This is a genomic window from Sphingomonas sp. 35-24ZXX, assembly GCF_000786215.1.
Lineage (GTDB): Bacteria > Pseudomonadota > Alphaproteobacteria > Sphingomonadales > Sphingomonadaceae > Blastomonas.
Window position 1 is genome coordinate 159263 of sequence record NZ_JROG01000001.1, and the last position, 23323, is coordinate 182585.

Annotated in this window: 21 protein-coding genes; 6 read left to right on the forward strand and 15 right to left on the reverse strand. The window is 65.8% G+C overall.

Translation table 11 applies throughout. From position 1 onward, the window contains the following. Window positions 1–147: 147 nt before the first annotated feature. The 6 genes from LI72_RS00710 to LI72_RS00735 form a co-directional block, all read right to left on the reverse strand. Window positions 148–2088: a sialate O-acetylesterase gene (locus LI72_RS00710; protein WP_231562317.1), complete on the reverse strand. Its 1941-nt coding sequence runs from the start codon at window positions 2086–2088 to the stop codon at window positions 148–150. A gap of 1 nt (window position 2089) precedes the next feature. Continuing rightward, a complete protein-coding gene (locus LI72_RS00715) occupies window positions 2090–3868 on the reverse strand; it encodes an IlvD/Edd family dehydratase (RefSeq protein ID WP_033923973.1) in 1779 nt (592 codons plus the stop codon). A gap of 181 nt (window positions 3869–4049) precedes the next feature. Then, window positions 4050–5321: an MFS transporter gene (locus LI72_RS00720; RefSeq protein WP_033924286.1), complete on the reverse strand. Its 1272-nt coding sequence runs from the start codon at window positions 5319–5321 to the stop codon at window positions 4050–4052. Between the two features lie 58 nt (window positions 5322–5379). Continuing rightward, entirely contained in the window at window positions 5380–6852 is a 1473-nt protein-coding gene (locus tag LI72_RS00725) for a UxaA family hydrolase (protein WP_033923974.1), read from the reverse strand. Window positions 6853–6995: 143 nt separating this feature from the next. Then, on the reverse strand, window positions 6996–9347 hold the full coding sequence (locus tag LI72_RS00730) for a putative bifunctional diguanylate cyclase/phosphodiesterase (protein ID WP_052129364.1): 2352 nt from the start codon (window positions 9345–9347) through the stop codon (window positions 6996–6998). Window positions 9348–9353: 6 nt separating this feature from the next. Then, a complete protein-coding gene (locus LI72_RS00735) occupies window positions 9354–9938 on the reverse strand; it encodes a methylamine utilization protein (RefSeq protein WP_231562318.1) in 585 nt (194 codons plus the stop codon). Between the two features lie 200 nt (window positions 9939–10138). Here LI72_RS00735 and LI72_RS00740 point away from each other — a divergent pair, with 200 nt between their 5' ends. From LI72_RS00740 to LI72_RS00750, 3 genes are all read left to right on the forward strand, one after another. Continuing rightward, window positions 10139–11023 (forward strand): DUF3034 family protein, encoded by an 885-nt coding sequence (locus LI72_RS00740; protein ID WP_052129366.1) that lies wholly within the window; start codon window positions 10139–10141, stop codon window positions 11021–11023. 16 nt (window positions 11024–11039) lie between these two features. Beyond that, the gene (locus LI72_RS00745) at window positions 11040–11585 is read left to right on the forward strand and encodes a group I truncated hemoglobin (protein ID WP_033923976.1); all 546 of its coding nucleotides are present in this window, start codon (window positions 11040–11042) and stop codon (window positions 11583–11585) included. A gap of 206 nt (window positions 11586–11791) precedes the next feature. Continuing rightward, window positions 11792–12760, forward strand: a complete 969-nt coding sequence (locus LI72_RS00750; protein ID WP_033923977.1) for a YeeE/YedE thiosulfate transporter family protein — start codon at window positions 11792–11794, stop codon at window positions 12758–12760. A gap of 27 nt (window positions 12761–12787) precedes the next feature. On the opposite strand, the gene LI72_RS00755 is transcribed toward LI72_RS00750, so the two are convergent. Beyond that, a complete protein-coding gene (locus LI72_RS00755) occupies window positions 12788–13690 on the reverse strand; it encodes a LysR family transcriptional regulator (protein WP_033923978.1) in 903 nt (300 codons plus the stop codon). A 200-nt stretch (window positions 13691–13890) separates the two neighbouring features. Here LI72_RS00755 and LI72_RS00760 point away from each other — a divergent pair, with 200 nt between their 5' ends. Beyond that, window positions 13891–14754 carry a LysR family transcriptional regulator gene (locus tag LI72_RS00760; RefSeq protein WP_197051755.1) on the forward strand — a complete coding sequence of 288 codons (864 nt, stop codon included), beginning with the start codon at window positions 13891–13893 and terminating at the stop codon, window positions 14752–14754. Window positions 14755–14769: 15 nt separating this feature from the next. On the opposite strand, the gene LI72_RS00765 is transcribed toward LI72_RS00760, so the two are convergent. The 5 genes from LI72_RS00765 to LI72_RS00785 form a co-directional block, all read right to left on the reverse strand. Further along, the gene (locus LI72_RS00765; protein ID WP_197051757.1) at window positions 14770–15408 is read right to left on the reverse strand and encodes a peroxiredoxin-like family protein; all 639 of its coding nucleotides are present in this window, start codon (window positions 15406–15408) and stop codon (window positions 14770–14772) included. Between the two features lie 89 nt (window positions 15409–15497). Continuing rightward, entirely contained in the window at window positions 15498–16250 is a 753-nt protein-coding gene (locus LI72_RS00770; protein ID WP_033923979.1) for an HvfC/BufC N-terminal domain-containing protein, read from the reverse strand. Continuing rightward, window positions 16247–17092: an MNIO family bufferin maturase gene (gene bufB, locus LI72_RS00775; protein WP_033923980.1), complete on the reverse strand. Its 846-nt coding sequence runs from the start codon at window positions 17090–17092 to the stop codon at window positions 16247–16249. Before bufB ends, LI72_RS00770 begins: the two co-directional genes overlap by 4 nt. Before the next feature lie 96 nt (window positions 17093–17188). After that, window positions 17189–17461, reverse strand: a complete 273-nt coding sequence (gene bufA2 / locus LI72_RS00780; RefSeq protein WP_033923981.1) for a BufA2 family periplasmic bufferin-type metallophore — start codon at window positions 17459–17461, stop codon at window positions 17189–17191. A gap of 96 nt (window positions 17462–17557) precedes the next feature. Beyond that, a complete protein-coding gene (locus LI72_RS00785) occupies window positions 17558–18199 on the reverse strand; it encodes an NrsF family protein (protein WP_033923982.1) in 642 nt (213 codons plus the stop codon). A 294-nt stretch (window positions 18200–18493) separates the two neighbouring features. On the opposite strand from LI72_RS00785, the gene LI72_RS00790 reads away from it, so the two are divergent. Next, on the forward strand, window positions 18494–19411 hold the full coding sequence (locus tag LI72_RS00790; protein ID WP_052129369.1) for an MBL fold metallo-hydrolase: 918 nt from the start codon (window positions 18494–18496) through the stop codon (window positions 19409–19411). Here LI72_RS00790 and LI72_RS00795 read toward each other — a convergent pair. After that, complete coding sequence (locus tag LI72_RS00795) at window positions 19399–19986, reverse strand: sigma-70 family RNA polymerase sigma factor (protein WP_052129370.1); 588 nt, start codon at window positions 19984–19986, stop codon at window positions 19399–19401. The two genes, LI72_RS00790 and LI72_RS00795, sit on opposite strands and share 13 nt — an antisense overlap. A 202-nt stretch (window positions 19987–20188) precedes the next feature. Beyond that, window positions 20189–20851 carry a peroxiredoxin-like family protein gene (locus LI72_RS00800; protein ID WP_052129371.1) on the reverse strand — a complete coding sequence of 221 codons (663 nt, stop codon included), beginning with the start codon at window positions 20849–20851 and terminating at the stop codon, window positions 20189–20191. 153 nt (window positions 20852–21004) lie between these two features. Here LI72_RS00800 and LI72_RS00805 point away from each other — a divergent pair, with 153 nt between their 5' ends. Then, window positions 21005–22360, forward strand: coding sequence for an NAD(P)/FAD-dependent oxidoreductase (locus LI72_RS00805; protein ID WP_052129372.1), 1356 nt, complete (start codon window positions 21005–21007; stop codon window positions 22358–22360). 30 nt (window positions 22361–22390) lie between these two features. Here LI72_RS00805 and LI72_RS00810 read toward each other — a convergent pair whose 3' ends face one another. Continuing rightward, complete coding sequence (locus LI72_RS00810) at window positions 22391–23296, reverse strand: LysR family transcriptional regulator (RefSeq protein ID WP_033923983.1); 906 nt, start codon at window positions 23294–23296, stop codon at window positions 22391–22393. Window positions 23297–23323 lie beyond the last annotated feature (27 nt).

A 23323-nucleotide genomic window follows, 5' to 3' on the forward strand; every position in this document is an offset into this window, starting at 1 on the left:
CGCATTGGTCCTCGGGTCGCAGCCAGGACACCGGTGCGCCACCCGCATCGGATCCTTCGGTACAGCGTGCGGATCGGCGATGGTCATGGTATTGCGATGCTTGGTGTTCCCTGCGCGGGCACGACGATCTGCGCATCGACTGACCGCTCAGGGGATCGGCAGCTCGAACGGACCGGCGGGCAGTCCCGCACCATCGAACAGGTTGATGGTCGGTGCGTCGGCCCAGGCATAGCGCACGCGTGTCGCGGCGGCGCCATCCTGGGGCAGGGTCACCTGGTTGCCCCGAATGACGCCCGGTACGAACCGGCAGCTGGCCTGATCCGTGCCGCACAGCTCGAAGCCGATCGCCTCGCGGCTGCCGCGTGCCACCAGCGACCCTGTCACGCCGTCGAAGGTCACGACCACCGCGTTTTCGCCGCGCGTGACGGACCGTACCGACGGCCCTGACGCAGACTCCGTGCCGCCATAGGCAATCGCGCGCATCGTGCGGGCAAGCCGCCGGCCCAGTTCGCGCTTTTCGCCCGGGTGGACATCGAACGGATCGCCGATATCGAGGGTGAGCGCGAGGCCGACCCTCGGATCGTTCGCGGCGACCTTGCGCTGGTCGTTGCGGACATCGGCCCATCCGCTGGCATTGGGCGTGGCCGCCGGCGTGCCGAAGCCCGCCAGGCTGACGATCGCGAATGGCAGATCCGGCGTGTCGAACTGGACGCGCCATGCCGCGATCATCGCGCTCAGACGGTCAGCATAGCCGGGGAGCGCAGTGTCGGATTCGCCCTGATACCAGGCGACCCCCTTCAGCGCGGGGCTGCCCAATGGCGCGATCATCGCAGCGTAGAGATTGCCGGACCCTGCGGTATCGTCCCAGGGCGGGCGCGGCATGCCGGGCGCGCGGCGCCGGTCGGGCGAATAGGACCAGCCCTCGCCGAGCGGCAGGCGCTGGCCATCGCGCAAGGTCAAAGCCATGCTATCGGCGGGTCCTGCCATCCCGCCCTTGCCCCACAGATCGTTGACATTTACGGTGATGACATTGCGCCCCGCGTTCAGCGATCCCTTGGGCAGCGCATAGCGTCGCGGGGTCGAGATGCTGCCACCGCCGCCCACCGGACGGCCGTTGATCCAGACCACGTCCTGATCGTCGAGAAGGCCCAGATCGAGTGTCGCGCCCTGCGCAACCTGGGCCGCAGAGAGCACCAGCTCGCGGCGTAGCCACATGAAGCCGTTGTACTCGACCAGCTCCGGATCGCCCCAGTCCTCCCAATATCCGATCTTCGGAACCGGTCGCCAGTCGCGCTTTGCATCGGGCATCCACGGCGCATCCTTGTGCGCCGCGCGCCACCAGCCCTCCCACCGCGTGCCGAAGCCGCGCTGGGCGCTGGTGGGGTCCCTGGCGCGGAGCTGGCGCAGTTGCACGTCTGCCGCAGCTCCGGTCTGGCCGAGCGCTTCATCGGACATCCAGCTGCTGATTCGGGTTCCGCCCCAGCTGCTGTGGATCGCGCCCAGCGGAACATCGACCGTCCGGCGCAGATCCTTGAGCATGTAGAAGCACGCGGCGGAAAATGCGCCCGCCGTCTGGGGGCTGGCCACATCCCACCGGGGTGGCTTTTCGAACGTGACGCGCGGGTCGAGCGCAGTCTGGCGCGGCACGGTCATCATTCGGATGCCATCGTCGGCAGAGTTGGCGATCTGGGTGCGGCTGTCCTGCGATTCCGCGATCGTCATTTCCATGTTGGACTGGCCCGAGCACAGGAACACATCGCCGATCAGCACGTCTTCGGCGACACTGGCGCCGCTGCGCGCAGCCACCGTGATGCGATAGGGGCCACCCGCCGCCATTGCCGGCAGCACGATGCGGAAGCGGCCATCGCGGCCTGCCACCGCCGTGCCGACATGCGCGCCGATCTCGACCGTCACGGTTTCCCCGGGGTCGGCAGTGCCGCTCACCGGGATCGGCCTGTCGCGCTGGATCACCGCGTGGGATGCAAAGGCGGGGTCGAGCTCTGCGGCGAGAGCAGGGCTGATGCTGGCAAGGATGCAGGCACCTGCCAGCATCGCGTTGATCGAGGGTCTGAAGGGCGCTGTCTGCATGTCAGTGGTTGTGCCTTGGTGTCTTGTGCGACGTACCGCGATACTTGATGGCCATTTCCAGCACGCCGCCTTCGGCCAGCTGCCCGGTCTTTTCGCGGTACAGCTCTTCCCAGGGTGTGTTGCTGGCTGGAACCGGCGGGGCCGGATTGTCCCGCTGGCGCCGGGCGATCTCGGCCGCGTCGACCAGCGCGTCGCAGCGCCCGGTGTTGAGATCGACCCGGATCACGTCGCCGGTCTGCAACCACGACAGCCCGCCGCCTGCCGCACTCTCGGGCGAGGCGTTGAGGATCGAAGGGCTGTCGGACGTGCCCGATTGCCGACCGTCGCCGAGTGTCGGAAGGCTCATGATGCCCTGCTGGATCAGCGCATCGGGCGGCTGCATGTTGACGACTTCGGCGGATCCCGGCCAGCCGATCACGCCCGCGCCGCGGATCACCAGCACGCAATCGGCGTCGATCGCGAGCGCGGGATCGTTGATGCGATGGTGATAGTCGTCCGACCCGTCGAACACGATCGCCCGGCCTTCGAAGATGTTCTCCGCACCGGGGCGCGAGAGATAGCGGTTGCGGAAGTCCTCGCCGATGACACTGGTCTTCATGATGGCGAAATCGAACAGATTGCCGCGCAGCACCAGAAAGCCCGCGCGCTCCATCAGCGGCGTATCATAGGCGCGGATCACCTCGCGGTTGCGGCTTTCGCGCCCCGTAAGGTTGGCAGCCATGGTCTGCCCGGTGATGGTCATCGCCTCGCCGTCGATCACACCGGCCGCCAGCAGTTCGCACAATACGGCGGGGACGCCGCCGGCGCGGTGGAAATGCTCGCCCAGAAAGCGACCTGCGGGCTGCATGTCGACGATCAGCGGGAGCTCATAGGCCTGCATCCAGTCCTGCGGCGTGACCTCGATGCCGGCATGGCGCGCCATCGCGACGATATGCGGCTGCGCATTGGACGATCCGCCGATGGCGGTCACGGTGGCGATGGCGTTGCGGAAGGCGGCCTGGGTCAGGATCTGCGAGGGGCGCAGATCCTCATAGGCAATCTCGACCGCACGGCGTCCGGTCTCATAGGCGATCTGGCCGCGCTCGCGATAGGGGGCCGGGATGGCGGCACAGCCGGGCAGCGACAGGCCCAGAGCTTCGGCCACCGCGTTCATCGTCGAGGCGGTGCCCATCGTGTTGCAATGCCCGGCAGACGGGGCGCTGTCGGTGGCCCGCGCCAGGAACTCGGCCTCGTCGATCTCGCCCGCCGCCAGCTTGCGGCGGCTGCGCCAGATCACGGTGCCCGATCCCACCAGTTCGCCTTCGTGCCAGCCATCGAGCATCGGTCCGCCCGAAAGCACGATCGCCGGAATGTCGACGGTCGAGGCTGCCATGACCTGCGCCGGTGTGGTCTTGTCGCAGCCGGTGGTCAGCACCACCGCGTCGATGGGATAGCCGTTGAGGATCTCGACCAGCCCGAGATAGGCCAGATTGCGGTCGAGCGCAGCGGTGGGGCGGCGGCAGTTCTCGAAAATCGGGTGGAGCGGAAACTCCATCGGAATGCCGCCCGCATCGCGGATGCCCTCGCGCACCCGGCGCGCCAGGTCGAGATGGATGCGGTTGCACGGCGAGAGGTCCGAGCCGGATTGCGCGATGCCGATGATCGGCTTGCCCGACATCAACTCGGCAGGGGTCAGGCCATAATTCATGAATCGCTCGAGATAGAGCGCGGCCATGTCGCTGCGGCCCGGCGCTGCGAACCACTCGCGCGACCGGAATGGCCGCTTGGGCTGTCTGTTCATGCCTTCAAACTCTCCAGTAACGTCCTATCGAAAGCAGGTTGGTCCCGCCCGTTGTCAAATCTGCGCCCGCATCCAGGCCCGAGGCCGGGGGCGGGAAGGGAGTGCGCCGGATTCCACCGGCGGATAGCGCTGATTGCCGCCAGCATCGGCGCCGGTGCGAGCGGGTTGGTGTGGCACCGGCTCATGGGGCGACCCGCGCCAGCCGGGGGCTGAGCAAATGGATGACGACCAACGCTGCGATATAGGCGCTGGCGCAGATCGCGAAGAGCAGCTGGTAGCTGTTGGTGGTGTCGAGGATATAGCCGGTGAACAGCGACATCCCCATGCCGCCCAGCGCTCCCATGGTGCCACCGATGCCGATCACTGATGCGACCGCGCCGCGCGGAAACATGTCGGATGGCAGGGTGAAGAGATTGGCGGAAAACGCCTGATGGGCTGCAGTCGCAAGGCCGATGACCAGGACTGCAGCCCAGACATTGTCGATCGACTGGGCAAACCAGATCGGCAGCACGCACACCGCGCACAGCAGCATCGTCATCTTGCGCGCAACATTGGCGGTAAACCCTGCCCGGATCAGGCGCGACGACAACCATCCCCCGGCGATGCTGCCGAAATCGGAAATCAGATAGATCGCCGCAAGCGGCAGGCCGAAGGTCTTCAGGTCGAGATTGTAGCGATCGAACATATAGCCCGGCAGCCAGAACAGGAAGAACCACCAGATGGGGTCGATGAGCAGTCGGCCAAGCGCGAACGCCCAGGTCTCGCGCTTGAACAGCAGGCGCGACCAGGGAATGGCAGCGCCCGTATCGGCCGGGTCCTGACGGATCCAGTTCAGTTCCTCGCTGCTCAGACGGGGGTGCAGTTCGGGCTGACGGTACAGGCGCAGCCAGGCAATCAGCCACAAAACGCCGAAGATGCCGGTGATGTAGAAGGCTGCGCGCCAATCGAACCACAGCACCAGCAACGGAATGAGCAGCGGCGTGATGATCGCGCCGACATTGGCCCCCGCATTGAACAGGCCGATCGCAAAGGCCCGCTCGCGCTGCGGAAACCACTCGGTTACTGCCTTGATGCCCGAAGGGAAGTTGCCGGATTCGCCCAGACCCAGGCCGAAGCGCGCGATCGCAAAGCTGATCAGCCCGCTGGCGAGGCCATGCGCCATGTGGCTGACGGTCCAGATGGCGATCGCCACGGTGTAACCCAGCCGTGCGCCCAGCACATCCACGATGCGGCCGAAGCTGATATAGCCGATGGCATAGGCCAGCTGGAACCAGAACACGATCATCGCGAAGTCGCCTTCGCTCCAGCCGAGCTCGGCGCTGAGCGTCGGCTTGAGCACGCCGATCATCTGCCGATCGATATAGTTGATGGCGGTCGCGGTGAAGAGCAGCGCGACGACGATCCAGCGGACCCTGCCGGACGGCTTGGCTATCTGCCCTGCGGCTTCTGTCATCGCATCCCCCATTTATGTTTGCGCTAACATGAGCATGGGTCAGGCGGTTTCACAAGCCTTAAAGTGTCACACCGCGCTTCCAGATGGAAATCGTCCGCTGTCCCTGTCTTTCGGCAGCGGTCTGCGCGCCACTGGCGATGGCGAGCAGGGTATCGAGGAACCGGTCATCGGCGGTGGCCCTGTCTTCCAGCGCGATGGAGGCGTCGAAGTCCACCCAATGCGGTTTGCCGGATGCCAGCGCAGCGTTGGAGGCGATCTTGACCGTCGGCACCGGAAAGCCAAGCGGCGTTCCCCGTCCGGTGGTGAACAGGATCATCGTGCATCCTGAAGCGGCCAGCGCGGTCGAAGATACCGCGTCATTGCCCGGGGCTTCGAGCAGGGCGAGGCCACCCAGCGGGGCAGGGTCGCCATAATCGACGACATGGGTGAGCGGGGCCTGCCCGGCCTTTTGCACGGCACCCAGCGACTTTTCCTCCAGCGTCGTGATGCCGCCGGCGATGTTGCCTGGAGAGGGGTTTTCCGACACCGGCTGGCCCTGATCGAGAAAATAGCGCTTGAAGCGATTGACCAGTGCTGCGCCCGCTTCAAAGGTCTGGCGGTCCACGGCGCGCGCCAGCAGTGCCTGTTCCGCGCCGAAGATTTCGGGAATTTCGGTGAGCACCGGCGTTCCGCCAGCCGCAGCCAGCCGGTCGGCGAAGCGGCCGAGAAGGGGGTTGGCGGTCAGCCCGGAAAGCCCGTCCGATCCGCCGCATTTCAGGCCGACGGTGAGCGCCGACAGCGGGCAGGGCTCGCGCCGGGCGCTGGTGGCCTGTTCGACCAGCTCATCGATCAGCCCGGCTGCAACGGCGTGTTCGTCGCCCACCGCCTGCGAGGTCAGCGTCCGCACCTTGGCGCGCGCAGCTTCGGGGATGCTGGCGAGCAGCGCGTCGAGCTGGTTGGATTCGCATCCCAGCCCGATCAGCAGCACGCCCGCCGCATTGGGGTTCGCCGCCAGCCCCGCCAGCGTCGCGCGCGTTCCGGTGAGATCATCGCCCAGCTGCGAACAGCCATGCGGGTGGGTAAAGGCATGAACTCCGTCGACGCGCCCGGCATGGCGGGCGGTGGCCTCCCGCGCGATCTGTTCGGCGGTGATCGCGACGCACCCGACGGTGGGCAGGATCCAGATTTCGTTGCGGGTGGCAACTCGTCCATCCGCGCGACGATAGCCCTGCCATTGCGGCTGATCGACTGCCTTGGCGGCTGCAAGCGTGGCGGCGCCGGGGGCATAGACCAGCTCGCCAGCGAGCGCGGTGACCAGATTGTGGCTGTGCACATGATCCCCCGGCGCAATAGCGCCGGTCGCCACGCCGATCGGTTGGCCGTACTTGATGACGACCTCACCCGGCCGATGCGCCCTGAGCGCAAACTTGTGGCCGCGGGGAATGGTGACGCCCAATGGCACGCCAAGCGCCGTTTCACCGGCTGGCAGATCACGCAAGGCCACGCCCACGCCGTCATCGGCATGAATACGAATCGATGATAGCGATATCATCGGAACGGAATGACAGACGCCAAGAGGCGATGCAAGCGAGCTTGCTGCGCCGGACGCGCCCCGGCGTGCATGGACGGGGCTTCAGGGCGTTGTGCTGGAGGCCGGCGCCATGGTCAGCGAAGTGTCGCCAAGCGTAGGCGCTTTCAAGCGACCTTGCTGGCGATGTCGAATGCGGGCTCTGCGGCTGCATCCTTGCGGGCGTAGCGCATGGTTGCGATCATCGCATCGACATGGTCGATGGCGACCGGACGGCTGAAGAAATAGCCCTGGATATTGGTGCAACCCTGTGAGCGGAGCGCCTCGAGCTGATCGCTGTCCTCGACCCCTTCGGCGATCGTTTCCATGCCCAGCGCGCCCGCCAATGTTGTGATCGCGCCGATGATCGCGCGCGCGCTGTGATCCGAGGCCAGGTCGTTGACGAAGCTCTTGTCGATCTTGATCTTGTCGAACGGGAAAGAGCGCAGATAGTTGAGCGAGCTGTAGCCCGTGCCGAAGTCATCCAGCGCGATGCGAATGCCGCAGTCGCGCAGCGCATTGAGCATCGTCGTGGTGCGTTCGACATTGTCGATGAACAGCGATTCGGTCACCTCCAGCTCGAGCCGGTTGGGTGCCAGGCCCGCCGCATCGAGTGCCTGCATCACCATCAGCGGCAGACCGGCATTCTTGAACAGGACGGGCGAGAGGTTGACAGCGATGCGCACGTCGTCGGGCCAGTGGCGTGCGCGCTGGCAGGCCTCGTTCATCACCCATTCGCTGATCGGCACGATCATCCCGGTATCCTCGGCCAGCGGAATGAACTCCGCCGGGGAGATCATGCCCCGAAGAGGGTGCTGCCAGCGGATCAGTGCTTCAAAGCCGATGATGCGGTTCTTCTCGAGACTGAACAGCGGCTGATAGTTGAGATGGAACTGCCCCTCACGCACCGCCTCGCGCATGTCGAGCTCCATCTGATGACGCTTGCGCGCCTCCAGATCCATCGTCTGCTCGAAGAAGCACGAGCAGTTGCGGCCTTCGTTCTTGGCCCGGTACAGCGCCAGGTCGGCATTCTTGATCAGGTCGTCCGGGCAATCGCCATCGCCCGGCGCCACCGCAATGCCGATACTGGAACTGGTCTCGATGGTGAGTCCGGTCAACGGGAAGGGCTTGCTGAAGACCGCGCTGACCTTGTCCGCCAGCAGGGCGAGATTGGCGCCCGGTTCGATCTGGTCGATCAGGATCGCGAACTCGTCTCCCCCCTGTCGGCTGATCAGGGCGCCGCCCATGGTGGCGCGCAGCCGGTCGGCCACGGCTTTCAGCAACGCATCCCCGACCGGATGGCCCTGGGTGTCGTTGACAGCCTTGAAGTTGTCGAGGTCGAAATACATCACCATGATGCGTTCGTCCCGGGCGCGGCGGGCGAGCGCGAATTCCAGCTGTTCGGCAAACAGCTTGCGATTGGGAAGGCCGGTGAGTTCGTCATGCAGCGCGATATGCGTGATCCGCTCTTCGCGGTCCTTGATCGAATCGACCATGGAGTTGAAGCTTTCGGCCAGCCGCCCGACTTCGTCCTGCGAGGTCACCACCACCTTGTCGCGCGAACCTTCGCTGATGGCGCGGGCCGCCTGCTCGAGCGCGGCGATTGGCCGGGTGATGCCGCGGGCGACGAACGCGCCGATCGCGGTCGATACCAGCAGCCCCAGGCCACTCAGCGCCAGCAGCAGAAACTTGATCGGCGCATATTGGTCCAGCGCCGGCCCCAGCGCATAGCGCAGCACCAGCCGCGGCCGGATCTGCTGATCGAACGAGGGCAGACGGCGGGACCAGTACAGCGTCGGCTCACCGTCCACTTCGACCGCAACCGGGTATTTCCCGCTTGCCTGAGCCAGGCTGACTCCGTTTGTCAGCGTGCCGCTGGCGCGGATGCTGGCAGACATGCCTTCGGGGGCCAGCTTGGCCATTTCGCGCAATGCCGCGCGGTCCATCGGCCGCGCCAGCACCAGCCAGCCTGCCAGGTCCGGTATCAGGATCGGAGCGGCAGCCGCGTTGTAGAATCGTCCGCCGACTTGGAAGACGCCGCGGTCGACGCCCGAGTCGACTGCGCTCCACAAGGCGTCATGTTCGGCCGGCAGCAAAGTGGTGCCCGTGCTGATGATGTCGCCCTGCAATGGGATCATGATGGCAAGCGGTGCGTCGGCGCGCTGGCGCAGGCTGTCCAGCGCGCTGGCGATGGTGGGCTCGTCGCCAGCCGCAAACGCTTCGCGAAAACCGAAATCCGCAGCCAGCACATCGGCAGAGGTCCGCATCTGGACCGCTTGCAGTTCGAGGATCTTGTCGAACGTGGCGCCATTGGCGGCCATCTCGCTGGTCGCAACGCCTTCGGCATAACGCTCGACACCGCCGGTCGCGACGACGATGAATGCGCTGAAAGTGAGCGCTATCACCACGGCATACCATAAGGTGATGCGCGTCGAGAGCGAACGGAAGCGGCGTCGGCGGGGCAATGCGGCGGTGATCATGGCAGCTTACTTGACCGGCCGCAGCGCGACCGTGATCGAACGCGCGACCGCCTGGCCTGCCGCCAGGGTCACGGCTTCCTCGTGCTCGCCGGTGCGGGTGCGCAGGGCCGGATGCCACAGCCGGACGGTGGCAGCGCCGCCTGGCAATTGCGCGATCTTCACCTGCCCGTTCTGGTCGGTCTTGGCGGCATAAGGCGTGTCGACCACGCGGATATAGCCGCGCATCTGATCGTGGATCTTGCAGCCCAGCGACACGCTGCCAGGCACGCTGAAGGTGTGCGTGCGGGTTTCGTCGCGCCCGTAAAGCTGGATGTCGACCTTGGCGGCCTTGGAGAAACTGTAGATGCTGTGGCGCACCTTATCGAGATTGGGGAAGCGCACCGCAGAGCCCGCCGGGACGATCAGCGTGCCCGGCGTGAAGGCGATGTTCGACTGCGCCATCTCGTTCTTCCAGCCGAAACGGATCGGCCCGGATGCGCCCCCTGCCTTGGGGTAGACCATCACGACCGTATCCCTGACCGGCATCCCGTTGGCTTGCTTGACCGTGACGGTCAGGGTGGCAGGCCCGGCCGCTTGCGATGTGGGGATCACCAACAGCGCGCCAATGAGAGCAGAAAAGGGGAGGAGGGCAGAAGAGCGAATGTGCGGCATAGCACGGCCAATAGTACAAACTGGTTAAGGAAAGCCTGATCCGACCGGCTGTCGCAGACGCCATCGCGCGGACGTCTGTGGGCCTGCTGCGCGGCTTATGGTTAACCGTTGTTTAGGATATTGTATTTAGGTCCGCAGGCATGCCTGCTCTGTCTTTCCCTGTGCGCGCTGCGTGCCTTTTCGCCTTCGGACTGTCCGCTTTCACCGCTGCCCAGGCGCAGGATCTGCGCAATGGCGGCAAGCTTTTGCTGACCAACGGAGTCAGCACCATCGAAGGGTCCGGTGGTGGCGGCCTTGCCACCTGGAGCACGATCGCCGGCAACGCCACGCAGGAAGGCATCGGCGGATCGGCCCACGGGACGGTAATCGAACTGCCCGACTACAACTGGACCAGCTACGGTGTCTCGGTCGGCTTCTTCGACCGGGTGGAACTGAGCTATGCCCGGCAGAATCTCGACACCATCGATATCGGCGCGGCGCTGGGGCTCGGGCGCGGCTACACGCTCAACCAGGATGTCTTCGGCGCGAAGGTCAGGCTCGCGGGCGATGTCGTGTATGGCGACAGCCTGATGCCGCAGATCGCGGTTGGCGTGCAGCACAAACGGTCGAGCGACGATGCCGTGGTCGCCGCAGTCGGCGGAGCCTCGCCGCACGGAACCGACTTCTACATCAGCGCGACCAAGCTGTTCCTTTCGCACAGCGTGCTGGCCAACGCGACGGTTCGGTTCACCAAGGCTAACCAGAACGGGCTGCTGGGCTTTGGTAGCGCGACCGACAATGATCACAAGCCGCAGTTCGAAGGATCGCTGGCCTATCAGGTCTCGCGCCGCTTCGTCGTTGGCGGGGAATATCGCACCAAGCCCGACAATTTGGCAATTGCGCGCGAGGACGACTGGTTCGATCTGTTCGCCGCTTATGCGTTGACCCGCAATGTCACGGTCACCGCAGCCTATGTCGACCTTGGCAGCATCGCCACCGCCGACAATCAGCGCGGTGCCTTTCTGTCGCTGCAAGCGGCATTTTGAAGATCGGGACGCCATCATGATCACCCTGTTTCTTGCCCTTGCCTTGTCCGGATTGCAGGAGATGCCAGTGTCACCCGAGCCGGAGGCAGAGGCATCCAGCGAAGCTGCGCCGCGCCCCGAACCGCAGCGCGATCCGGTGACTGGCGAACTGCCGGTCGACCCGTATGAAGCCTCGAACGCCAATGCAGGCGCATCGCCCTTTGCCGGCACGGGCATGCGCGATGCCTTTCACGGGCAGGATGGCATCCGCCGCGTCGTCAACCGCATGGTGGACCTCGCGGTGGCCGATCCCCGGATTTCCGAGGTGTTCGTCGCGCACGACCTCGTCCGGTTGCGCCGCACCCTGTTCGAACAGTTCTGCTACATCCTGAATGCCGGTTGCGATTACACCGGGCGCGACATGGCAAGCTCGCACCGCGACATCGGTCTGCAGGTTGATGATCTCAACGTGCTGGTCGAGAACCTTCAGGCAGCGATGGTCGAAGAGAAGATCGGCTTTGCCGCGCAAAACCGCTTTCTGTCCAAGCTGGCGCCGATGAAGCGCGATGTCGTGACGCGATGATGCGCCGCAGGCGGGCCGATGGAAGGCCTGCCGGGTGCACCGCCAGCCCTCTGAACAAAGCCATGCCGACCTGAAACCTATCGCCTCCCCGCAGCGAAACAACGCTGCGAGGCCATGGATGGGGGATAGGGAAGAATGGACGGCAGCAAAACGCGCGGCGCGCCCGGCAGGACCGGGCGGCTGATGCTGGAGCGATCTTGCCGGCGGTGGCCGTGCTGCTGCTTCTAGCCCTTGTCGCCTGCGCCTTTCTGGTCGGGCTGTCGATCAGCCGGGGGAGCACCTGCGCCGTGACGGCGGGGAAGGAGCTTGTCTCGGGGCGGCAGGGCACCATGCTGGTCGGCTTCGTGATCGCCGCCAGCGCCGCCGGGCTGGTGACCTATCCGCTGAGCTGGCTGTGGCACCCGCGCTTTCTTGTCACTGCCGACGTTCCGATATCGGCGGCATTGGTGGCAGGTGCCATGCTGATCGGCATCGGCGCCGTCATCAATGATGCCTGTCTGCTGGGCACGCTCGCCCGCATCGGGCAGGGCGAGGTGCGGTTCCTGGCGTTGCCTCTGGGGCTGGCGATCGGATTTGGATTGGTGGACCGGTATGGCATGCTCGCCGGCAGCATGGCATCGCGGCATCTGGCGGCAAGCCCCTCGCTGGCAGGCGGGCTGGTGGTTGCGACCTTTGCAATATCGCTGATTGCCGCCTGGCTGTATCTGGGGCGGCAGGCGAAGTTGCACCCGACGGCACGCCGTTGGCCCCGCCGCGTCATGCTGATCATGGGGATCAGCGGCGCGCTGCTTTTTGGTCTTGAGCCGCGATGGACCTATTCGGACGCCGTGCACGCCGCGATCGTCCGCGGGAGCATGGATGTGCACCTCGACGCCCGTGCGCTGGCCATTGCGATCGCGCTGGTGGCGGGCTCGATCTGCGCTGCCGTGCGTGCCGGCGCGTTCGTGCTGCAGCGGCCGTCGCTGATCCCGATCGGGCGCTCGCTGCTCGGCGGGGCGGTGATGGCTTTTGGTGGTACATTGATCCCCGGCGGCAATGACAGCCTGCTGCTCGCCGCGATTCCGGCCGGCACGGTGAGCGGGCTGACCGCCTATGCCATCATGACCGCCACGGTGTGCACCCTGCTCTGGCTGGCGAAGGCCCGTCGCCCGATGGTATCGCTTTCGGCGGGATGAGGGCGGGCGCGGGCCGGGCGTGGCCTGTCAGGGGCCGCCGGTGGCGAGCAGGCTGTCGAGCGCGAATTCACGGCTGAGAAACTCGACGAGGCTGCGGGTGCGAGCCGACACATGGCGACCCGGCGGCAGAACGATATGGATCGGCATCGGCACGGGTTCATAGGTGGGCAGAACGATTTCCAGCCGCCCGTCGGCGATCTCGCTTTCGAACAGCCAGCGCGCGTTGACGGCAATACCGATCCCCGCGAGCGTGGCGGCGCGCAGCAGATTGGGGCTGTCTGCCCTGAGGTTGCCGGATATGTCGACTGTCAGCCCGCCGACGAAGGTCCACCGGGTTCCCGTTCCCAGCAGCGAATAGGACAGGCAGTTGTGCCCGGCCAGATCGGATGGATGGTGCGGGCGCCCGGCCTTGTCCAGATAGGCGGGAGAGGCGACCGCCACGCGGCGCGCCATCCCGACCTTGCGCGCGATCAGGCGGCTGTCGGTGAGTTGGCCGACGCGGATCGCCAGATCCAGATTGTCCGCCACCAGGTTGAGCGCGTGGTCCGAGGCGGTGAAGTCGATCTCGATCTTGGGGTTGGCGGCCAGAAACCGCTTGAGCATGGGGATCAGACGGCTTTCGGCCAGCGTCAGCGGGGCGGTAATCCGCAGGACGCCTTCGGCTTCTCCCGAAAGGCCGACCGAGGCTTCGGCCGCCTCGATGGCATCGAGCACCCCCAGCGCCTTTTCATAGAACCGGGCCCCATCCGTGGTCAGCGTCAGCGACCGGGTGGTGCGGTTGAACAACCGCGTTCGCAAATGCGCCTCCAGCGCTGCGACATGCTTGGATAGTGTCGACTGGCTGCTGCCGAGCCTGTCTGCGGCCGTCGAAAAACTGCCTGCCTCGGTCACGGCCACAAAGCTTTTCATCCAGGTCGAGATTTCTGCCATGATCCGCGCTCTGCCCCTTTCGGTCCGCCACACGCATTACGCAACATTAATTCTATTACTGACTAAATGAAAGTCGAATACGTGCGATTGACGCCGGTTTGGCATTAGATCAGTTTGTATCGCAGCTGCGAGACAGACCGGCCTGCCGTCGAAAAATTGGGGTTTTGCCGACATCGAGGCCCGGAGCACCTGAAATGGAAATGCATCAGGTTCGATATTTCCTGGCGGCTGCCCGCACGCTCAACTTCACGCGGGCTGCGGAGGAGTGCAATGTCACGCAGCCCTCGCTCACGCGGGCGATCCAGAAGCTCGAGGAGGAATTCGGCGGCCTGCTTTTTCGGCGGGAGCGGTCGCTCACCCACCTGACCGAGCTCGGCAGGCAGATGGTGCCGCATCTCCAGCGCACCTACGATGCCGCGCAGGCCGCCAAGATGCTGGCCAAGGGCATCGGCAAGCAGACGCAGGCTCCGATGGCACTGGGCCTTGCCGGGACGCTGTCGCCCGAACTGGGGCGTGCCTTGAGCGAGGTGGTGGGGGCGCTGCCCGGCTTCCAGCTTTCAGTGACCAGCGCCGATGCCACCAGTCTGCTCAGGGATTTGCTGAAGGGCGATATCGATGCTGCGGTGCTGCATCAGCCGCGCGAACTGCCCGAGCGGCTGGACACGATTGCGATGACCCGGCAACCGTTCGCGATCATAGCACCGCACGACAGTGCGCTGGCGCAGCGCGATCCGGCGGACTGGCGGGATCTGGCGGGCATGCCCTGGATCGCTGGTGATGGTGATGTCGTCGCGGAGTTTCAGGCTCAGTGCGCTGCTGCGGGGATTGAGCCGGAATTCAGGCATGCTGCACGGATCGATAGCGATCTGGTCGATCTGGTGGCGACGGGGCTGGGCTGCGCGCTGGTGCCCGCCACCCACGAACTGCCGGCAACGGTCAAGCGGATCGCGCTGGACAGCCTGTGCATCGAGCGGACCACGGTGTTTGCCACCGTATCGGGTCGCAAACGGTCGGCTGCCACCGATGCGCTGGCGCGTGCAATCAAGGTGCGGTCGTGGCGCTGACGGCCATGGCCCACCTCAGTCTCGCGGCTGACCGCGCAACGCCTCGACCGCGGCTATGACCGCGGCCGGATCGGCGCGGACGCGAAAATCCGGATCGACGAAGGCATAGCGGACGATGCCATCGGCATCGATCACATAGGTCGCGGTGATCGGCAGGATGCGCCCTGAATTGCCGAAAATGCCGGCCAGATCGAGCCCGGCATCGACATAGAGGCGGTGCAGGTCCTCGCCGATGGGGAACGCCAGCCCCAGCATCATCGCCAGCCCATGGTCGATGTCGCACAGCATCCGTGCGCCCGGAGCAATCTCGCAGCGAAAGCGCTCCGCAAGCCCGCCGGTTTCAGCACTGATCGCGACAAACGTTCCGCCCTCGGCTTCAAGCCGGGGCATCGCATCATGCCAGGCTGCCAGTTCCTGTGCGCAATAGGGGCACCAGCGCCCCCGCAGAAAGCCGAGCACGACCGGTCCGCTGCCGATCAGATTGCGCAGTGCGACATGGTGGCCCTGCGAGTCGGGCAGCATGAAATCGGGAAAGGGATCGTTGAGGCGCGGCGCGCGCGACCCGGCCTTGCGCGCGCGCAGCTGCGCAACCAACGCATTGGAGGGCTCTTCCCATGGGTCTAAGGACGGGTCACTGGGCCGATCCGGGATCATGCGGAGCATCATGCACCCCTAGCTGCGCATTGCAAACAGGCCCTGGGCGCATCGGTTCCATAGCGCCTGATCATTGACCGGTCGGCCCGTCACGCAACGCCGACCAGCACGCCTTCGGCAATCCAGCGCCCCAGCATGCTGCCCGCAACGGCCGCCGCCGCATCAGGGTCGTCGTGGCTCGCCGCCAGCATCTCGCAAATCAGCCCGAAGGCCATGCCGGCCTCAGCGAGCAGCATGGCGCGATGCTCGTTAGCCGTCACGGTCTGGAAGCGCGGCATCAGGCCATGGCGCCAGACCGTCAGCACGGCGGGACCATCGAGCAGCTCGGCGGCGGGGGGATCGTCGCAGGCGGTCTCCAGCGCATGCCACAGGGTGGCGACATTGGTGCGGATCTCGCGCCAGACGAGGGTTGGGGCAAGCTCCAGCGTGGCGGCATCCCAATCCTGCGTGGCAAGCGCGGTCACATCCAGTTCCGCCGAATCCGGCCCGTTGAAGGCGGCACGCAGCGACCAGTCGAGCCATGCCAGTTCCGCCACCTCGGGATTGTCGGGATACAGGCTGGCGAGCGTTTCGTTGAAGCCCAGCCCGTAATCTGCCAGGGTCCAGCTGTGGGGCGGGTGTTCGGCGATATGGGTGCGGGCGGCCGTGTCGAAGCGATCGTCGCCCAGCCAGCCATGGGTCCGCTCGAAGACATCGCGCAGCGTCGCGACCAGGGTGGCGCGATAGGCGTAGTGATAGACCGGCAGGCCCCGCTTGGCCGATGGCGCAACGGCGGCGAAGGCTGCCGTCCCGTCTCCGCGCAGGAAGCCGCTGAAATTGCGCTGCAGTTGAGCCAAGTTCATGCTGCTGCGCTTTCCACTAGCCCTGCAAGGCGGCGGGCGATGTCGAGTTCGGCAATCAGCTCTTCCAGCGGCGGGATATCGTCATCGCGCTCGATCATCACCGCGACATCGCCAAAGCGGCGGATCGCCTTGGCATACAGCGCCCATACCGGGTCGGGCACCGGGTGATCGTGGGTGTCGATCAGCAGCCCGTCGCGCCCGGCGCTGTGCCCGGCCAGATGGATCTGACGGACGCGGGAGACGGGGATCGCATCGATATAGGTCATCGCATCAAAGCCATGGTTGGTGGCGCTGACATGGATGTTGTTGATATCGAGCAGCAGATAGCAGCCGGTGCGCTCGGCAAGTTCGGCCAGAAAAGCCCATTCGGGCATCACGTCATCGGCAAAGCTGATATAGCTCGACGGGTTCTCGATCAGCAGCGGGCGTTCCAGCAGGTCCTGCGCCAGCGCGATATTGGCAGCGGCCATGTCCAGCGCCTCTGCGGTATAGGGCAGGGGCAGCAGATCATGCGCGTTGAAGCCATCGATCCCCGTCCAGCACAGATGATCGGAAACCCAGAGCGGATCGATCCGGTCGGCCAGTTGCTTGAGCCGGGCTAGATAATCGCCCTTGAGCCCGTCGGCCGAACCGATCGACATCGAGACGCCGTGCATCGCAACCGGATAGCGCTCGCGCACCTTGTCGAGCGTGTAGAGCGGCCGTCCACCTGCACCCATGAAGTTTTCGGAGATGATCTCGACAAAATCGACCGGGGCCTCGCCCGACAGATAGGCGGGATAATGCGGTGATCGCATCCCCAGTCCAAAGCCGCCAAACCGAGGAAGATCGCACTGGGTCATTCAAGGGGCACCTTCTGGGACAGGTGGATGACAGCCTGGCGCGCAAACGGCCCGGCGGTGCCGCAGACACCGACCGGGCATCGTCATGCGGGCCTGTTACTTGGGTTCGGTCAGGCTGCCGCCCATTTCGGTGCACTTCTTGGCCGTGGTGGCGATGAAGCCGCTGCCCTTGCATTCGTTCTGGCCCTTGCACGAGGTCTTGGCCGTGGCGCAGTCCGACGTGCCCTTGCAGGTGTTGACGCCATAGCAGTGGACGAGGTCCTTGGCGCCCTTTGCGCCTTCTGCAGCGTGCGCCGCCATGCCCATGCCCGACATGGCAAGCATAGCAGCGGTTGCAGCGAGGCTGATGGTTTTCGGAACGGTCTTCATGGGTTTCTCTCCGGGTAGGTCGTCTGAAGGAATGTGCCTGACTGGCAGGGGAGAGTTCGCTGCGGCAGGTTCGCCGGTTACACGCCGGACACGCACTCACCAGCGCAGCAGGCGCGGTCCGGCGAGTGCACCGATCGCGCTGGCTGCGGCGATGCCCAGCGAATACCATAGCAGCACGAAGCCGGCAGATTGCTCGGTGCAGGCGAGCGCATAGATCGCCGCCGATATCGCTCCGGCCGCCAGGCCGCACACGGCACCGGCTTCGGCGAGACGGACAGGCGCCATCTGGCGCATGACCCAGCCGATGGCGACGATCAGCGGCAGCGCCAGCGCGGTGATGCGCAGCGAGCACGATGGCCATGACGACCCGAGCCAAAGCTGGGCGCCGTCCTGCAGCGGTGCGCCGTTCAACTGGGCCAGGGCAATCGCGAGCAGCGCGAGCGCAACGAAGGCGATCGGCGCCAGCAAGGGAGCGCCCGCTCGGCCCGGCCGCGCCTGCGCGCGCATGGCCCGCACGGCGATGCCGGCAATGGCCAGCATGCTGCCCAGCTTGAGCGCCAGCGCGGCCATGGCCGCCAGGCTGGACAAGCCCGGTTGCAGGCCAAGGGAAAACAGCACGATCGCCAGTGATGCCAGCGCGCCAGCAGCGATGGCGCGGGCCAGTTGCTGCTCGAAACGCGGCGCGCGCACCGGGGTCAGGTCATCACACAGCGCTTGCACAAGGGCCTGATGGGTCATTTCAATCTCTTTTGTCTGCGAGCGCCGCGCGATCTCCCGGCGCGGATCATGGGGACTGGCCCGTTGACCGCGTCATACGTGGCAGAGCACGCCGCGGTTACAACCGGCGGCAAATCGGCCAACGGACGCGGGTGCCGCACCCGGCGTAACCTGACAGGCTGTTGGATCGAAGGGCATTGCGTGTCCGGAGCCCTGATCCCGGCCACCATGCGGCAGCGCCGGTTGCCCCCGAGCACGCCCCCCCCGAGCCCGGGCTGCCGCATGACCGCCCTTACCCGCAAAAGGAATGTATTGATGCCGCGTCTTGCAATCGGTCTGGCCACCTCGATCTGGGCCCTGGCAGCGCCGCTGCCCGCCCATGCTGCGTGCGAAGGCCCGCTTGCCGTCCAGATTCTGGGGTCGGGCGGGCCGATCGCAGAAGGACCGCGCGCAGGCTCATCCGCCATCATCTGGATCGATGGCAAGGCTGCTGCCGTGATCGACACCGGCAGCGGGGCGTTCGTTCGATATGGTCAAGCGGGTGCGCGGTTCGAGGATCACCGGGTCATCGCGCTCACCCATTTCCACGCCGATCATGCTGCCGATCTCGCCGCCATCCTGAACAGCGGCAGCTTTTCGGACCGCAGCGAGAAGCTGCCGATCCTGGGCCCACAGGGCAACGCGCATTTTCCGGGAGTCGGCGCCCATCTGCGCGCGCTTTTCGACCCTGAGACCGGGGCGTTCCGCTATCTTTCGGGGTTTCTGGACGGCACCACCGGCAAGCCGATGCTCGTTCCGGTCGAGATCCCGGCCGAAGGCCCCGCGGCACCTTTTGCCGATGCGCTGACCGGCCTCACGATCACCCCTGTCCCCGTGCAGCATGGCGTGGTTCCGGCGCTGGCCTATGTGATTGAGATCCGTGGCAAGATGGTCGTGTTCGCAGGCGACCAGAACGAATTCAGCGAAGACTTCGTCGCCATCCTGTCCCGCCGCCGGCCCGATCTGCTGATCGCCCACAATGTCATTCCGCAAGGGGAGGGGCAGCCGCGTGGCCTGCATCGGCCGCCATCGTCGATCGGCGAGATGGCGGCGGCGATCAACCCCCGTCTGCTGGTGCTGTCGCACAACATGCAGCGTGCCCTGGTCAGGCAGTCCGAGGGTGAGGCCGCTATTCGCCAGGCCTATCAGGGCCCGATGACGATCGCCGATGACCTGTCCTGCTACGCGCTCTGAGGGGCGTCGGCGGTATTGGCAAAGCTCGAAAGCCGGGCCAGGCCGCGGTGAATGTTGACCTTGACCAGCGATTCCGACTGGCCGGTCATGCTGGCGGCTTCCTCGATGCTGAACCCCTGGATCTTCACCAGGCGGATGACCGACACCTGCGCGGGCTTCAGCCGGCTGAGCAGCTCCTCCAGCACGATGGCGCTGGTCACGCTGGTCTCGTGTCCATCGACCGACGGCTCGAACAGCTCCTCGTCGAGCGAGACGGTCGGCTTGCGGCCCATGGCGCGCAGCCGGTCGATCCACTTGTAGCGGGCAATCGCGGCCAGCCACGGGCGGAAGGGGCGACCAGGCTCGTAGGTGTGGCGCTTCTGGTGCACCGCCAGCAGGCATTCCTGGGTGGCGTCATCCGCCATGCCCATCGGCAGACGGCGCAGGAAATAGCGCTGAAGCCAGTGCTGGATCTCGTTGAGCAGCCGGTTGTAGGCGCCGCCATGGCCCGCGAGCGCGGCAGCCATCAGCTGCCCCCATTCGTCATCCTCGGCAGCGGCAGCATGGGGGGCGGCGGGCTGGCTGACGATCGACATGGCAGGTCTCCGGATCGGCGCGGATGAGCCGCGCTGCGATGATCCGTTATTGCCCGGGCATGGGTCTGCGTGAACGTATCAGGCAGGAATGAAATCGATACGCCCCGTGCATGCAGCCTGCCTGCAGACACGCTTTCTGGTCCGCTGTCGCGATGATCGGGAGGCGGGAGGGCGATAGGCGGGAGAGCGGTAGGCGGGAGGTTCAGGTGGTGCTGTCGGCCTGGCTGAGTGAGCGCACCAGCGATACCATCTCGGCCGGTTCGGCGCGGACGCGGAAGTCAGGATCGACAAAGGCATAGCGGACAACGCTGCGGGTATCGATGACGAACGTCGCCGGAACGGGCAGGATGCCCGCGTCGGTGCCATAGATATCGGCGAGATCCAGACCCGCCTTGAGATAGCGTTGCACCAGGTCCGCCCCCGCATGAAAGGCCAGTCCCAGCTCCAGCGCGGCGCCATGGTCGACGTCGCACAGCACGATCGCCCGCCCGTCGAGCATCGCCTCGATCCGGTCGGCGCGCCCGGCGACCTCGCCAACGATGACCACCAGCCGTCCGCCGGCGGCCTCCAGCGCCGTCATGGTGTCGAGCCAGCTTTCCAGCTCGTTCCGGCACCAGGGGCACCATCCGCCACGAATGAAGCTGATCACCAGCGGACCGGTTGCGGCCAGTGCAGCCAGGCTTTGGTACCGGCCCTTGTGGTCGGGCAACTGCAGATCGGGAAAGCGCATGCCCGGCTCGGGCGCGCAATGCCCAGTTTCCAGCATCGTCAGCCGGCCGACAAAATCATCGTAAAGCCCGGTCCACTCGGCATTTTCGAGCGTGCAATACTGCAGCTTTTCATAAAGGCGCTTGGTCTGTTCCATCAATGGCTTATGCACGCCCGGCCAGCCGGACGGAAGAGGCGCGGGCGTATCTAGTCGATACGCACTGTGCATGGTGGAAGGCTTCGCGCCGTGCATGGAACCGATGCACAGGCGGCATTTCCCGGCACGGATCGCGTGTCCTAGGCTGGTGGCATGCCCGATACGCCTTCTGCGCAACTTCCCGGTCGCAAGCCCCGCATCGTGATCGTCGGTGCCGGCTTTGGCGGCCTTTCGGTGATCAACGGTCTTGGCCGGGTCGATGCCGAGATCACGCTGATCGACCGGCAGAACCATCACCTGTTCCAGCCCCTGCTCTATCAGGTGGCAACCGCAGCACTGTCGCCTGCGGATATCGCGGCGCCCATTCGCAGCATCGTCAAGCGCCACCGGCAGATGCACGTGCTGCTCGACACGGTCACGGGCATCGACCGCGAAGCCCGCATGGTGCGGCTGCAGAGCGGGGCGACGGTCGAGTACGACAGCCTTGTCCTCGCCACGGGCGCGCAGCACAGCTATTTCGGCAACGATCACTGGGCCGAGTTTGCGCCGGGGATCAAGACCATCGACGATGCCACCAGAGTACGGCGCAAGATCCTGCTCGCGCTCGAGTGCGCCGAAACCAACCGCCAGGAGAATGTCGCCGAGCGCAAGGAATTCCTCACCTTCGTCATCATCGGTGGTGGCCCCACCGGGGTGGAAATGGCAGGCGCCATTGCCGAGCTGACCCGGCATGCGACGTCGATGGAGTTCCGCTATGTCACGCCCAAATGCGTGCGCATCATCCTGATCGAAGCGGGCAACCGGCTGCTTGCGAATTTCCCCGAAGACCTCGCCCATAGTGCGCGGCGCTCGCTAGAGATGCTGGGGGTGGATGTGCGCCTTGGCGGGCGGGTGAACCATATTGATGCCACCGGCGTCGTCGTCGGCGAGGATCGGATCAAGGCGGCGACGGTGATCTGGGCGGCGGGCGTCCAGGCGTCTCCTGCGGCGCAATGGCTGGACAGCCCGGCCGACAAGGCGGGCAGGGTATGCGTCGCGCCGGATATGAGCGTGCCTGGGCACCCCGAGATTTTCGTGATCGGCGATACGGCCGCGATCGCCCGCGCGGACGGCCGCCCGGTGCCCAGCATAGCGCCCGCCGCCAAGCAGCAGGGGCTGCATGTCGGGCGCACCATCGCCGCGCGCCTCGCCGGACGGGCCGTGCCGGGGCCGTTTCGCTATCGCGATTTCGGTACGCTCGCCACCATCGGCCGCAAGCGCGCGGTGGTCGATTTCGGCTGGACCCGGATGAAGGGGCTGCCGGCCTGGCTGCTGTGGTCGACCGCGCACCTCTATTTCCTCGTCGGCTTTCGCAACCGCTTCGTCGTCGGGACCACCTGGATGTGGAACTATCTGACCTTCGATCGCGGCGCGCGGCTGATCACCGGCCTGGCCCCGAACGAGAAGAGCATGCCCCCACCGACAGTGGTGGACCTGGCACACGGCGAAAACGCGCGGCGGCTGGGATAGCCGGCGGCGGGCCAACTGGCGGATCCCGCATCACCCCAGATGAGGATCGCCGCGCAGCTCGTCCGCCAGAAAATCGGAAAAGACCCTGACCCGCGGGGCCAGCAGCCGCTTGGAAGGCATCACCGCCTGCACCCTGCGCGGTGCGGCCTGATAGTCCGCCAAAACTTCGACTACCTCACCGGTGGCGAGCTCGTCGCGGAAGAACCAGGACGGCGTGATGCTGGGCCCCATCCCGAGCAGCACCGCCTCGCGCAGCGCATCGGAGGTGCTCATCGTCAGCCGCCCGTGGATCGGGACTGCCAGCGCGCCTTCTGCGCTTTCGAACGCCCAGCTGCCTTGTTCGTGCAACCCGGTAAAGATCAGGCACTGGTGGTCGGAAAGGTCGGACGGGTGCTGCGGTAGCCCCTCGCGCTGCCAATAGTCGCGATGCGCCACCACGATGCGGCGGGTATGGCCGATGTTGCGGACAATGAAACCGGCCTGTTCGACGGCGCCGATGCGGATCGCAATATCGATCCCGTCCTCCACCAGATCGACAAACCGGTCGGTCAGCGCCAGGTCGATGTCGATCCCCGGATATCGGTCCATCAATCTGCCGAGCCGCGGCAGCAGCTCCAGCCTGCCGAACACCACCGATGCCGTCACGCGCAACTTGCCGCGGATATCGCGCCCGCGCGCAACCAGGCTCGCCTCGACATCGGCGGCGGCATCGAACAGCCTTTGCGCGTGGCCGTACACCATCTGCCCGTCCTCGGTTGGGCGGACGCGGCGGGTCGAGCGTTCCAGCAGCCGCGCCTGATAATGATCCTCCAGCGCGGCGATCTGGCGGCTGATGCTTGGCTGCGTCAGTCCCAGCTCTGCGGCGGTGCGCGTGAAACTGCCGGTTTCGACGACGCGGGCAAACACCCGCAATTGCTCGAGAAGACCGTTACTCATACGCAAAGCGTATCAATGATATGCAAA

What these genes read in the sequence shown, in the direction of transcription:
- bufB (WP_033923980.1), bottom strand. Translation starts at nt 17,092, where the DNA reads ATGACCCAGTGCGATCTTCCTCGGTTTGGCGGCTTTGGACTGGGGATG.
- LI72_RS00740 (WP_052129366.1), top strand. Translation starts at nt 10,139, where the DNA reads ATGCCTGCTCTGTCTTTCCCTGTGCGCGCTGCGTGCCTTTTCGCCTTC.
- LI72_RS00795 (WP_052129370.1), bottom strand. Translation starts at nt 19,986, where the DNA reads ATGTCGATCGTCAGCCAGCCCGCCGCCCCCCATGCTGCCGCTGCCGAG.
- LI72_RS00745 (WP_033923976.1), top strand. Translation starts at nt 11,040, where the DNA reads ATGATCACCCTGTTTCTTGCCCTTGCCTTGTCCGGATTGCAGGAGATG.
- LI72_RS00755 (WP_033923978.1), bottom strand. Translation starts at nt 13,690, where the DNA reads ATGGCAGAAATCTCGACCTGGATGAAAAGCTTTGTGGCCGTGACCGAG.
- LI72_RS00785 (WP_033923982.1), bottom strand. Translation starts at nt 18,199, where the DNA reads ATGACCCATCAGGCCCTTGTGCAAGCGCTGTGTGATGACCTGACCCCG.
- LI72_RS00790 (WP_052129369.1), top strand. Translation starts at nt 18,494, where the DNA reads ATGCCGCGTCTTGCAATCGGTCTGGCCACCTCGATCTGGGCCCTGGCA.
- LI72_RS00805 (WP_052129372.1), top strand. Translation starts at nt 21,005, where the DNA reads ATGCCCGATACGCCTTCTGCGCAACTTCCCGGTCGCAAGCCCCGCATC.
- LI72_RS00730 (WP_052129364.1), bottom strand. Translation starts at nt 9,347, where the DNA reads ATGATCACCGCCGCATTGCCCCGCCGACGCCGCTTCCGTTCGCTCTCG.
- LI72_RS00710 (WP_231562317.1), bottom strand. Translation starts at nt 2,088, where the DNA reads ATGCAGACAGCGCCCTTCAGACCCTCGATCAACGCGATGCTGGCAGGT.
- LI72_RS00800 (WP_052129371.1), bottom strand. Translation starts at nt 20,851, where the DNA reads ATGGAACAGACCAAGCGCCTTTATGAAAAGCTGCAGTATTGCACGCTC.
- LI72_RS00720 (WP_033924286.1), bottom strand. Translation starts at nt 5,321, where the DNA reads ATGACAGAAGCCGCAGGGCAGATAGCCAAGCCGTCCGGCAGGGTCCGC.
- LI72_RS00770 (WP_033923979.1), bottom strand. Translation starts at nt 16,250, where the DNA reads ATGAACTTGGCTCAACTGCAGCGCAATTTCAGCGGCTTCCTGCGCGGA.
- LI72_RS00765 (WP_197051757.1), bottom strand. Translation starts at nt 15,408, where the DNA reads ATGATCCCGGATCGGCCCAGTGACCCGTCCTTAGACCCATGGGAAGAG.
- LI72_RS00715 (WP_033923973.1), bottom strand. Translation starts at nt 3,868, where the DNA reads ATGAACAGACAGCCCAAGCGGCCATTCCGGTCGCGCGAGTGGTTCGCA.
- LI72_RS00725 (WP_033923974.1), bottom strand. Translation starts at nt 6,852, where the DNA reads ATGATATCGCTATCATCGATTCGTATTCATGCCGATGACGGCGTGGGC.
- LI72_RS00760 (WP_197051755.1), top strand. Translation starts at nt 13,891, where the DNA reads ATGCATCAGGTTCGATATTTCCTGGCGGCTGCCCGCACGCTCAACTTC.
- LI72_RS00810 (WP_033923983.1), bottom strand. Translation starts at nt 23,296, where the DNA reads ATGAGTAACGGTCTTCTCGAGCAATTGCGGGTGTTTGCCCGCGTCGTC.
- bufA2 (WP_033923981.1), bottom strand. Translation starts at nt 17,461, where the DNA reads ATGAAGACCGTTCCGAAAACCATCAGCCTCGCTGCAACCGCTGCTATG.